The organism is Peribacillus faecalis (assembly GCF_014712675.1).
In the GTDB taxonomy this organism is placed as follows: Bacteria; Bacillota; Bacilli; order Bacillales; family DSM-1321; genus Bacillus_AD; species Bacillus_AD faecalis.
In genome coordinates, this window is the sequence record NZ_JACXSI010000012.1 from 124430 (window position 1) to 137156 (window position 12727).

General features: G+C 41.7%; 10 protein-coding genes. 4 read left to right on the plus strand and 6 right to left on the minus strand.

Features of this window, described 5'->3' with window-relative positions; all coding sequences use genetic code 11:
• Positions 1–249: 249 nt before the first annotated feature.
• Both IEO70_RS06355 and IEO70_RS06360 read left to right on the plus strand, forming a co-directional pair.
• Positions 250–765, plus strand: a complete 516-nt coding sequence (locus tag IEO70_RS06355; RefSeq protein ID WP_206711511.1) for a sigma-70 family RNA polymerase sigma factor — start codon at positions 250–252, stop codon at positions 763–765.
• A complete protein-coding gene (locus tag IEO70_RS06360; protein WP_190997525.1) occupies positions 762–2621 on the plus strand; it encodes a hypothetical protein in 1860 nt (619 codons plus the stop codon). The genes IEO70_RS06355 and IEO70_RS06360 overlap by 4 nt, the downstream gene beginning before the upstream one ends.
• A gap of 48 nt (positions 2622–2669) precedes the next feature.
• Here the strand turns inward: IEO70_RS06360 and IEO70_RS06365 are convergent, their stop codons facing one another.
• Positions 2670–3437 carry an IclR family transcriptional regulator gene (locus IEO70_RS06365; RefSeq protein WP_190997526.1) on the minus strand — a complete coding sequence of 256 codons (768 nt, stop codon included), beginning with the start codon at positions 3435–3437 and terminating at the stop codon, positions 2670–2672.
• A gap of 490 nt (positions 3438–3927) precedes the next feature.
• The gene (locus IEO70_RS06370) at positions 3928–6108 is read right to left on the minus strand and encodes a malate synthase G (RefSeq protein ID WP_190997527.1); all 2181 of its coding nucleotides are present in this window, start codon (positions 6106–6108) and stop codon (positions 3928–3930) included.
• A 319-nt stretch (positions 6109–6427) separates the two neighbouring features.
• Between IEO70_RS06370 and dacB the strand changes: the two genes are divergently transcribed.
• Complete coding sequence (dacB, locus tag IEO70_RS06375) at positions 6428–7885, plus strand: D-alanyl-D-alanine carboxypeptidase/D-alanyl-D-alanine endopeptidase (RefSeq protein ID WP_190997528.1); 1458 nt, start codon at positions 6428–6430, stop codon at positions 7883–7885.
• 87 nt (positions 7886–7972) lie between these two features.
• On the opposite strand, the gene IEO70_RS06380 is transcribed toward dacB, so the two are convergent.
• Positions 7973–8734 (minus strand): glucose 1-dehydrogenase, encoded by a 762-nt coding sequence (locus IEO70_RS06380; RefSeq protein ID WP_190997529.1) that lies wholly within the window; start codon positions 8732–8734, stop codon positions 7973–7975.
• Between the two features lie 98 nt (positions 8735–8832).
• The gene (locus IEO70_RS06385) at positions 8833–9237 is read right to left on the minus strand and encodes a nitrous oxide-stimulated promoter family protein (protein ID WP_328820884.1); all 405 of its coding nucleotides are present in this window, start codon (positions 9235–9237) and stop codon (positions 8833–8835) included.
• An 89-nt stretch (positions 9238–9326) separates the two neighbouring features.
• On the opposite strand from IEO70_RS06385, the gene IEO70_RS06390 reads away from it, so the two are divergent.
• Complete coding sequence (locus tag IEO70_RS06390) at positions 9327–10499, plus strand: M20 family metallopeptidase (protein ID WP_190997531.1); 1173 nt, start codon at positions 9327–9329, stop codon at positions 10497–10499.
• Between the two features lie 531 nt (positions 10500–11030).
• Here the strand turns inward: IEO70_RS06390 and IEO70_RS06395 are convergent.
• Together IEO70_RS06395 and IEO70_RS06400 are read right to left on the minus strand one after the other, a co-directional pair.
• The gene (locus IEO70_RS06395; protein ID WP_235973509.1) at positions 11031–11450 is read right to left on the minus strand and encodes a MarR family winged helix-turn-helix transcriptional regulator; all 420 of its coding nucleotides are present in this window, start codon (positions 11448–11450) and stop codon (positions 11031–11033) included.
• Between the two features lie 16 nt (positions 11451–11466).
• Positions 11467–12681 (minus strand): MFS transporter, encoded by a 1215-nt coding sequence (locus IEO70_RS06400; protein ID WP_190997532.1) that lies wholly within the window; start codon positions 12679–12681, stop codon positions 11467–11469.
• Positions 12682–12727: the final 46 nt, after the last annotated feature.

The window sequence follows — 12727 nt, forward strand, 5'->3', positions numbered from 1 at the left end:
ACTTCAATGAAAAAGGAGCCATGCGGCAGGACTAAGACGAACCGACCGAGAAACCCGGTTTTGGTTTCTTGGGTGGGATGGCTTAGGCCCGAGCATGGCAGGTATAAGGTTAGACAGCGAACAGGCAGAGAATCAAATTTCTCTGCCTGTTTATTTATGAGATAATAATCTTACAGAAATTTCACACAACATAAAACGTAGGGTACTTATTCCTCGTCTAATGGATGGAGGCAGAAAGGAGGGCACTTGTTGAACTATTCAGATGAGCGAATTTTTGATGAAATTGTCGCAGGTCAAACAGAGTATTTGTTGCGCATTGCCTACTTGTATGTGAAAGATTGGCAAGCGGCAGAAGACATTGTGCAGGATGTATTTTTAACCTACTATGAGAAGTTCGAACAATTCGAAGCGAAATCATCTTTAAAAACATATCTCGTTCGGATGACAATCAATAAATGCAAAGACTATTTAAAAAGCTGGCGTTACCGCAAAAATGTTCTTACCAATCAATTTTTTCAAGCGAAGAAAGACCGTGAAGCATTATTAGAGCAAACTGAGCGTCTCGATATCGCCAACGCTGTCCTGAAACTGCCATTGCATTTGCGCGAGGTGATTATCCACTACTATTACAATGAACTGCCAGTGCTGGAAGTAGCACAGCTGCTTTCGCTTTCAGACAATACCGTAAAAACAAGATTGAGACGTGCTCGTCAAGTTTTGAAAAACCAACTGCCAAGTACGGAATGGGAGGTGCTTTCGGAATGAATGAAATTAAACGGCAGCTTGATGAAAAAATGGGCAATACAAAAGAGAAGGCCAACAATCTCATAACCAAAATTAACAAAGAAAAGCTGCAAAGTCACCATAAAAGAAAAGCTCCATCCAGTATTCCATACTATGTGACTTTAGGCTCCTTCACTGCTTTAATCATATTATTCTTCCTTATGAATCCTTTAGATTTCTTCCAAGAAACCACATCAGACGACCCTGCTGAAGAGTCTATAATTGTCAAAGATGACTTGAAAAGCTACTTCCGAAAATCAGGAGAGATTGCTTATTATGAGGGCGTCAGCAGCGACATAGCGACTTATTCCGTGAAAACAACATGGCTTTCCGACAATTATGTGCAACATGTCATTGAAAATGACGGTGCTATTGTCCAAAGAATTTTCCGGATAACAGACAAGGAAGTCCAGTTCGTCTACAATCAAGAAGTTGTTGAACCTGCTGACTTCAAAGAAGATGAACTAGAACAATTGCCTGTTCTCTCGGTTCTGTTAAAATCACCACTTGAAGTCGGAGATACTTTTGATAAAAAAACAGTTTCCTTCCCTGAAATGGTCGAAACGCCAATTGGAATATTCAATAATGCCATTAAAACATCAGAGCAAATGGAAGACGGCGTCAATCATGTTTATTATGTGCCGAATGAAGGAATTGTTAAAACTGTCTACACCTTTAATGACGGTGATGAAGTCGTAAGCGAGCTTGTTTCCGTAGCTAACGTTAACCAACAAGCACTGAAAAGTTATTTCAGAAAAACCGGAGACATCGCTCACTTTGTCGGTAATTACGGTGATTCTTCTAATTATACTATTGAAACAACATGGCTCGCTGACAATTACGTACTGCACATCATCGCCTATGAAGGCACATCTACACAAGAGATTTACCGAATAACAGAAGATGAGATCCAGCTTGTTTATCAAGGTAATTACGAACAATACCCTGCTCACTTTGAACTAGCTGCTTTAGATCAGTTGCCTGTCCTCTCTGTTATGTTAAAAACAACTGTTAAAGACGACGAGACATTTGATGGTAAAACCGTTTCCTATCTTGAAAAAATTGAGACACCAATCGGGTCTTTTGACAATGCTATAAAAGTATCAGAGCCTCTAGAAAGCGGTGAAAAACACGTCTACTATGTACCGAATGAAGGGATAGTAAAAAAAGTCACTTCCTTTAGCGACGACTCGGACATAGTAAGCGAGCTTCAATCAGTAGAGTCATCAATTAATCCAAAAAAGTATGCCAATCTACCGGAAACCATCACTGCATTGAATGCTAAAACAAATGAAAATCAGACTGTTAACTTAGATGAACACCCGACACTACAAATTATCTTAAATCGCATCAGTGAAAATATTCAAAACATCTCGTTCATCTATCTCCCTTTTGCTGTGAAAGGTAGTTCTGCTGAATATGGCATATTGGAATTCAACTGCGTAGACGACATTTGCACGTTACTATTTATAAAAGAAACACAAGGACAAACTCAATCAACATTAATTGGCTATGGAAAATCCTCTGACTCAATGCTGATTTCTCCTGACGGAAAGAAAGCAATGATCAAGATTCGAGCAAATTTAGTTACGAATTCAGGTTTCGATTTATATCAAGACAGATTAGCATTAATAGATTTACAAACTTTGTCGCTGACTCAACCTGCCGGATTCGAGCAATATCAGGACCGACCGATTAAAGAATCCAAATGGCAAGATGACGATACGATTGAGATTGTCACAGCCGACATCGAGGAGTCTTCCATCGAAGCAGTAGAAGAATGGTTCAGGCTAAAAGAGAAAGCTCCGTTGAAAGAACTGACCATTAATATTCAATAACGTTCCAAAGAGAAAAGCGTACTCGACTTCGAATACGCTTTTCTTCTGCTATTGACTATACCCTAACCGCTCGGAAATTTGTTTCCCAATCGTAATCATTCGCTTATGAAGCTGCTCCAGCCGCTCCTCTGTCATCCGGATTGTCGGCCCCGATATACTGACAGCCGAAACGACATTGCCTGTATGGTCAAAGATTGGAACCGCAATACATGTGATACCGAGTTCATTCTCCTCTAAATCGAGCGCATAGCCGCGTTCACGAACTTGCTCTATCTCCTTCATAAGCACTTCTTTATCCGTAATCGTGTGAACTGTATGTACCGGCATCCCTTTTCGCTCAATAATGCCTTCGATCACATTGTCCGGCAATTGCGCAAGGATTGCCTTGCCGACTGATGTACAGTGCATTGGAGCGCGCTTTCCGACCTTCGAATGCATACGGAGCGTCTCATTGCCTTCAAGCTTCTCAATATAGACAACTTCACCTTGGTCATACACGACAAGGTGAATTACTTCATTCGTTTCACTCTCTAGCTCCTGCAAAAATGGTCGTGCCTCACCGCGCAAATCAATCGACTCGAGAAGTTTTGAGCTAATTTCGAGAAACTTGTAACCAAGCTTATATCGACCCGTTTCCTCATCTTGCTCCACATACCCATACTGCACAAGCGTTGATAATATACGATACACAGAACTTTTATTTATATCAATATTATTGGCTATTTCCGTCACACCAAGACCGCCCTTCTTCAGGCTCAGCATCGTAATGATATCAAGCGCCCTGCTGACAGATTTCACCATATTCTCTCTTGTCAAATTCCACCACCGCCCAAAATAATCTAACCATTCTAAATATTATATCATTATAATAGAAAAACCGTCACTGATTCCTTTTGGTTGAAGCAAATATTGAATAATTAGCAGTCATCTCAAAATTATGATTGTCTCTATAACAAGAAAGGCTGACTCAAAAAGCAATGTTTTCAAGCCAGCCTGCTGTTTATGCAAAATAAAAGTATATATTTTTGAAGGAGGTGGGTGTCTAACCTTATATCTGCCATGCTCGGAGGCCTACAGGATGTAGGTCCATCGGCGTTGCCACAGGACGTGGCGCCTTTAGCCGATGTTCCTCTTTTCCCGTGCCGGCTAGGAAATCAAAGGGCGAATTTCCCATCCGTCCCGTCTTACATCTGCCGCATGGCTCCTTTTTGATTAGCGGAATAATAATAATGATGCTCATTTTGAATTTGCACCTAATTATATATGTTGCGTTTCACCAAAAAGGACCGGTAACGGTTTTTCTATATTATTGTTTAATTGCAAATTTTTCTTTCGCTTCAATGCGGCGACGGTGAAGAATCGGCTCAGTGTAGCCATTTGGTTGCTCATAGCCTAATAAAACTAGATCGCGAGCTGCTTGGAAAGCAACCGAATCATCATAGTTCGGGCTCATCGGATAGTATGCTTCATCACCCTCATTTTGCTTGTCAACAAGGATCGCCATACGCTTCAATGACTCCTCGATTTGTTCTTCAGTCAAAATACCGTGGTGCAACCAGTTCGCTAAAATTTGGCTAGAAATACGCAACGTTGCTCGGTCTTCCATTAATGCAACATTGTAAATATCAGGCACCTTCGAGCAGCCGATTCCTTGCTCAACCCAGCGAACTACGTATCCTAAAATACTTTGGGCGTTATTATCTAGCTCTTCTTGAATTTCTTCCTTGCTCCAATTTGGATTTTCCGCTAATGGAACGTTCAAAATTGCATCAAGTTGAGAAGCAGACTGCTTCGCTAATTCATCTTGTACACTTGGCACATTTAATTGATGGTAGTGAAGTGCATGTAACGTAGCTGCTGTATTAGACGGTACCCACGCTGTATTCGCTCCCGCTTTCAAATGGCCGATTTTTTGCTCCATCATTTCCGCCATTAAATCTGGCATAGCCCACATACCTTTTCCGATTTGCGCGCGGCCTTTGAAGCCTGTATCCAAGCCTGTGAATACATTCGCTTTTTCATAAGCTTGCAGCCATTGCGACGCTTTCATTTCATTTTTACGGATCATAACGCCTGCTTCCATTGATGTATGAATTTCATCGCCTGTACGATCTAAGAAACCAGTGTTGATGAATACGACACGGTCTTTTACTTCGCGTATACATGCCTTCAAGTTAACAGAGGTACGGCGCTCCTCGTCCATAACACCAATTTTCAGCGTATGGCGCTCTAATCCAAGCATATCTTCAATACGGTTGAACAATGTATTCGCAAACGCTACTTCTTTCGGTCCGTGCATTTTCGGCTTAACAATATAAATCGAGCCTTTTGACGTATTGCTATACTTCGCATTACCAAGCAATGTATGCTTCGCAATCAAGCTTGTAATAACACCATCCATGATGCCTTCTTGCACTTCATTGCCATCAGCATCCAAAATCGCACTGTTCGTCATTAAATGACCAACATTACGAACAAACATTAACGCACGGCCGTTTAATGAAAACTCTCCACCATTAACAGCATTGTACTGACGATCAGGGTTTAACGTTCTTGTCACTTCTTTACTGCCCTTCGTGAATGTCGCCGCTAAATCACCTTTCATTAAACCAAGCCAGTTGCGGTATACTTCTACTTTATCTTCCGCATCAACAGCCGCTACTGAATCCTCACAGTCCATAATTGCTGTAATTGCTGATTCTACTAAAATATCTTTTATGCCAGCATCATCATCTTTACCGATTGGATGATTACGGTCGATTTGAATTTCGAAGTGTAGGCCGTTATTTTTGAAAAGGATCGCAGATGGCTCCTCTTCTGTACCTTGAAAACCGGCAAGCTTCTCAGGATTCACTAAACCGACAACGCTTCCGTTGTTTAAAGTGACAGCCAGTTTGCCATCTTCTATGCTGTAGCTTACCGCATCATTATGTGACCCACCTTGCAAAGCAATTGTCTCGTTCAAGAAATTTCTTGCGAACGCAATAACCTTTCCGCCACGAACAGGATTATATCCGCCGGCACGATCAGCTCCGTCTTCTTCACTGATGGCATTTGTGCCGTACAGCGCATCGTATAAACTTCCCCAACGGGCATTTGCCGCATTAATCGCATAGCGTGCATTGTTGACCGGCACAACTAGTTGCGGACCAGCCTGCAAAGCGATTTCTTCATCGACATTTTCAGTGCCGATTTGGAAGTCTTCTCCTTCTTCTTCCAAATAACCGATGCTTGTCAAAAATGCTTTGTATGCTTCAATCTTGATTTTGCCGCCATTTTCTTTATGATAAGCATTTATTTTAGCCTGCAATTCATCACGCTCTGCAAGCAATTGTTTATTAACTGGGGTTAAATCTGTAATGATTGCTTCAAAGTCTGCCCAAAACTGCTCTTCTGTCACGCCGCTTCCCGGAATTACTTCTTTGTTAACGAAGCTGAACAGCTCCTCTGCTACTTGTAACTGACCTGTTTTTACGTAATTGCTCATTTCTAAATCCTCCCCTTGTTATCTGTTTGGTATTACGCAACTATGTTTCTTTATCTTTGCAAAAAAATATACATCACTTTGTTTTGTAATAACAAACAATGTTTCTGATTAGTTTCAAAAAAATATAACTTCTTCCAAAATTTATAAATCCTATACTTATTAAAGCATCAATACTTTTAGTTTTCAATATATTTTTTGAATATTTAAAAATATATCCCTTTCTTTATTTTACCTTTTTTAACCATTAACTAAAGGAAAATTTCACTCAATGATGAATATATTTCATTATATCTAAATCAATTGATGAAGGGAGTAATCCATGGAGAAAAAATGGGGAAGCTGGATAGCCGCAATGGCTATGCTGCTGATTGTAATCGGACTTAGCCAGCCAGCACAAGCTGAGGCCGCTCGAACTGAACAAATAAATCAATCAATAAGACAGATTGTGGAGCAGAAGTTAGCTGGCGGAGATGTTAGTATTGCCATCAGAGACCGGACTACCGGGAGATTACTCTATGAATATAACGGAGAGAAACCTATCAAACCCGCATCTAATATGAAGCTGATTACCGGAGCTGCGGCATTAGAGGCATTAGGCCAAGATTATCGCTTTACGACCGGCCTCTATACCAACGGAACACTGAACAAAGGTGTGTTAACCGGCGATGTTTATTTAAAAGGCGAAGGGGATCCCACCTTATCTATAGAAGATTTAAAACAATTTGCACAGGAGCTCAAATCAAAAGGGATAAACAAAATCGATGGCCGACTCGTCGGAGATGATAAGTGGTTTGATAATGTACGGCTTACTCCGGGCATTTGGGCAGAAGACGAACCGTATTATTTTGCAGCTCCTATTTCCGCCCTGACAACCTCCCCAAATAGTAACTACGATTCCGGTACAGTTATTATAGATGTTTCCAGTTCAACAATAGGACAGCCGCCCGCAGTTCAAGTGATACCCCATCAAGGAGATTTAGAAATCGTAAACGAAGCCGTAACAGTTGCGGCCGGTAATAGCAATACCGTTACCATTGCACGGCCTTATCAAACGAACCGTATTATGATTAGCGGGAATTTACCGGTCAATCAGACAAGCGGAGGTGTAGTCACTGTTCAGAATCCTACTGCCCACACATTAACCATGTTTGCAGCAGTCCTATCGGAAGCCGGAATTGAATATACAGGCGAAAAGTTATTTAGAGAAGCAACTCCGAAAAAAGCAAAGCTAGTAGCCATGAAAAAATCCATGCCTCTTGAGCAGCTTCTGATTCCTTACATGAAGATGAGCAATAATGGGATTGCAGATATTTTAATCAAAACAATCGGCAAGGTTCAAATTCAATATGGAAGCACACATACCGGATTAAAGGCTGTGAGAAGCTTCTGTAAGTCAATTGGTCTTCACATGAATAATTGGTACCTTGAGGATGGTTCAGGTATGTCACATGCCAATAATGTATCCGGCAATGAATTAAGCGACTTGTTATTTAAAGTACAAAAAAAGAACTGGTTCCCCAGCTTTTACAAGAGCTTACCTGTCTCCGGAAATCCCGAAAAGATGGTTGGAGGAACACTTAGAAAAAGATTAAACGATCCGATGACAGCCGGGAAAGTTATCGCAAAAACAGGATCTCTGGACGGTGTCAGCACTTTAAGCGGTTATCTGGAAAGCAGCAGTGGGAAGCAATATATCTTTAGTGTACTAGTGCAAAACAAAGAAGGATCAGGGTATGTGATTGATGAGATTGTAAGAGTAATGGCCAGTGGATTATAGGAAAAACCGGTATCGGTCCTTTTATCCTTGGAATAGAGCTATACAAAAAGGCGTGCTCATTCGCACGCCTTCAGATTATAAATTGTATTAATAAGCAGACCAGCCACCATCAGCTTTAATGACTACACCATTTACAAAAGATGATTCGCTCGAAGCTAAAAATAATGCAATATTAGCAATTTCCTCCTTAGTGCCTGCTCTTGTCATTAGGTTTGTACCAGCTATCGCTCTTTCCATCCCGAATTTATCAGGACTAGTTAAAGATGCTGTGATGTTTGTCGGAATAGAACCCGGCGCGATGGCATTGCATCGGATACCGAGTGGAGAATAATGAGAAGCGACGTTTTTCGTCATACCGACAACAGCAAATTTTGAAGCTGTATACGCCAGTCCTCCTCTTCCTCCCTCCACTCCAGAAAGCGATGCCATATTGACAATTACACCTGCTTTTTTCTCCTCGAAAATCGGCAACACCTTTCTCATCGTACGCATAACGCTTTTTGTATTAATTTCAAGCACACGGTCCCATACGTCATCAGGTACATTGGCTGCACAGTACATATTGTCAATGATTCCTGCGTTATTCACTAAAATATCCAATGATCCGTATGTTTCTATTGCTGCATTAACCATAGCATCGATATCTTCTTCAACCGTCACATTTGTTTTAATGGCGATTGCTTGCCCACCATTTGCTTTTATGTGAGCAACTGTTTCTTTTGCCCCTTCAATATTCAAATCAGCAACAACAACCTTTGCACCTTCCTTAGCATACAGCTCAGAAATTTCTCTACCAATTCCTCCACCGGCACCGGTCACAATTGCTACTTTATCAGTTAAACGGCCCATAGTATCTACCCTCCTGAAATACACTAAATATTCTATTAATTATATTTTACCATCAAGTAAAATCAGGCAACAAATTGATAGATACTGTTAATGCTTTCCTACAATGCCGATTCCTTCTCTCTTTCCGGCAACTCAGGCGCCTGAAAAAACATATCGTATACGAACATCCCCGCCAAAATTGGATACTTGAGCAGTAATCTCGTGCCAGTTTTGCGGATTACCTTCTTCATAAAATCTCTCATATCCGGTCTAAAACATTGAATAACACAATTTTGACATGATGGTTTTTCTGCTTGAAAAGGACATTGTGTCAATCTGAAAAAAACATAGTTTTTCAATTTTGTACAATCATCGCACAATTTCTCCCGTCCATGCTCGGATTTGCAGTATAAATCCAGCATCACCATGATTGTTTTCCTTTCCCTCTCAAATCGCTCCATAGTCTGTACCCTCCAGCTATTATATGTGACTACCATTATAGAAAAAAGTAAAGTGGGAATCATCAAATTTTTTTGTCACTCTTCGCACTTCTTCTTGAATATCGGTTTAATGTGCTATACAGTTAAGTAAAATTATAGAAAGAAGGGTGATCATGGAAAAATTGTTTGCGAGAATTGAAGAGCTTTATCCTGAAATGGTTGAGCTACGGCGCTACTTCCATCAGCATCCGGAACTTTCTTTTCAGGAGGTTCACACGCCGAAGAAAATTGCACAGTTTTTGAGCGAACTTGGGATAGAAGTCAAAACGGAAGTTGGCGGCCGAGGTGTTGTAGGTTACATTCGCGGAGGCAAACCTGGCAAGACTGTTGCCTTGCGTGCTGACTTTGATGCATTGCCTATTCAGGACGAGAAAGATGTTCCTTATAAATCAACAGTCGATGGCGTCATGCATGCATGCGGTCACGACGCGCACACATCCACCCTATTATTTGTCGCAAAAGTGCTCGCAGAACATAGAGAAGAATTGGCAGGAACGGTTGTGCTCATTCATCAGTTCGCCGAAGAAATTACGCCGGGTGGAGCGATTTCTATGATTGAAGACGGCTGCTTAAATGGAGTTGATGCAATTTTCGGTACGCATCTATGGTCGCCAATGCCGATTGGAACAGTCGGATACAATGCTGGTCCTTTCATGGCTGCCGCTGACCGCTTCGAACTAGAAATCATTGGGAAAGGCGGTCATGGCGCGAGTCCGCACGAAACAATTGACCCGATTGCAGTCGGTACATCGATTGTCCAGCAGCTGCAACAAATCATCAGCCGCCGCATCAATCCATTGAAACCGGCTGTGTTGACCGTAGCAAGCTTCAATGCCGGTTCCGCATTCAACGTCATTCCTAGTGCCGCCAGTATCACTGGAACTGTTCGCACATTCGATATCGATGTACAAAATCAAATCATCACCGAAATGGAGATGATCATCGCTACCACTTGTGAAAGTGCCGGAGCAACTTATATTTTCAACTATACGAAAGGCTATCCGGCTGTCATTAACCACCCGGATGAAACAGCCTTGCTTATGAAAAGCGCCAAGAAAGTAGTCGGTCCTGAGCAAACAATCAATATCGACCCTAGCATGGGCGGTGAAGATTTTGCCTACTATCTACAAAAAGTGCCAGGCACTTTCTTCTTCACCGGAGCTAGCAACGCAGAAAAAGGCATCACCTATCCGCACCATCACGGCAAATTTGATATTGATGAACAAGCGATGTTAATTGCAGCGAAAGTGTTGCTGACCGTTACACTTGATTATTTGCAACAATGAGCCGTGCGGCAGGACTAAGTGAACCATCGAAGAAACATGGTTTTGGTATATATGTTGGGACAAATAATACTCATCGGCTAAAGTAGTCACGTCCGCATGCCTTCGACGACTGTACCTACATCTTGTAGGCTCCGAGCACGGCAGGTATATCAAAATCCCTTTTTTGAGCTTAAATCCTTTAATTATCGATTCATTTTCGTTAAAAAACTTGCTATTTGAGCTTATTTTTAAAGTTTTAAAGTGAAGAGATGAGAAAATTTGCAATTTGGGAGTCTTCGCGAGAAATTTGAGAGCGGTCATGGCAAACTTGAGAGCCTTCGCGATGAATTTGAGAGCGGTCACGGCAAACTTGAGAGCCTTCGTGATGAATTTGAGAGCGGTCGCGGCAATTTTGAGAGTCGCCGCGAGAAATATGTGAGCGGTCACAGCAATTTTGAGATCGTTCACGGAGAACTTAAGAGCGGAGCACTAAGCCTGTTACCAAATTATCTACTTTCCTATAGTGTGACGAAAGCCCGCAAATCGCGGGCTTTATCCTTTTCGCTTCATCATATTGACGAGCATTTTTTCCAGTACTTGCTCGGTCACTTCCCGTTCTTCGCCGGTGACTCCTTGCAACAGTTCCTCTTGAAAAGCATCCATTTCTGCTTTAATCGCCTTATGTAACTCTAATCCTGCTTCTGATACATGCATCACTTTCTGGCGTTTGTCTTTGCCGGGTGCGACAAAAATAATCCCGCGTTCGTAAAGTTTTTGCACAATCGGTGTCACAGTCGGCCGCTCCACTTGCCAGTAAGAAGCGACCTCGCTCAGCTTCGCCGGACCTGCCTCTGATAAATAACGGAGCAATGCCCATTGAGTCGATGAAAAATTATACTTAGACAGCAATTCATTTAGATGATTGTGATACATCCGATGCGTATACGTAAACGTCGTTAGAAAAGAAAACATATGTGACACCTTCCCTTTATTTCATTTGAGTGCCTCTAGAAACCGGCACTTTCAGCAACTCTCGGTCTTTTCGTCCGTGCAGCAAGTAATACAATGGAACCGAGCAGACAATTAAAGCAACCATTGCCATAAAGATTATGCGATATCCTGTATGTGGAACAACAAACCCAAGAATAAAAGGTCCGACTCCCAATCCAATGTCAAGTAAAATAAAATACGTTGATGTCGCAAGTCCAAGACGATGTGGCTCCGTCACTTTAACAGCAATCGTTTGGGCAATTGAACTGAAGTTTCCATAGCCTAGCCCAATCAGCACAGCTGATAACAATAGCATCCATCCGGCAGTCGCCTGGCTGAACAAAACCATTCCGACAGCAAACAGCAAAAGACTCGGATAGGTAACAACATTCGCTCCTCTCACATCCATCAGCTTGCCGGTGAATGGCCGCGAGAATATAATCGCAATCGCATACACTAAGAAAAAGTAACCTGATGCTGTAACAAGGTCAATTTCCTCGGCGTAAAACGATAAAAATGACATAACTCCTGAATAAGCGAATCCTAACAGCAGTACGATGAATGAGATCGGCATTGCCTTCGGTTCTATAAATTTCGACAGCAAGCCTCCATTGTTATCCTCATTCTTGCGAGCAGGCAGCTTCGGCACATCAATTTTCACTAGCGCATAAAAAATGATACAAATAAAAGCCAGCACAACATTCATAGCAAAAATCAATGTAAATCCATTTTCGATATTAATCATCAAGATGCCGATGAACGGACCGATTGCAGTTGCCAAAACTGAACTTAAACTATAATAGCCAATCCCTTCTCCTTTACGGGCAAGCGGTAAAATTTGCGCAATAATCGTTCCCGTTGCTGTCGAGGCAAGACCTACTGCTACTCCTTGCAGCAAACGATTAACAAGTAAAAGACCGACATTGACCGCAGCAAAATACAGAACAGAAGTAACCGTAAATGCAATCAACCCGATCCAAAGTGTCTTCTTCGTTCCAATTTCTCCGCTGATGCGGCCTCCTGCCAAACGCCCAAAAAGCGCACCGATGATAAATATGCTAGAAACAAGCCCTGCCGTACTTGTCGAAGCATCAAACTCCGCCTTTGCATACGAAGCGATTGTAACCATCAACAAGTAAAACATCAGAATTAAAAGAAAATTAATGACGGATACAGTTACAAATTCCTTCGTCCACAGTTTCTCCTTTTTCAAAAACCATCCCTCTTTTTAAGTAGTTAGTTTTACTAACTAATATTAA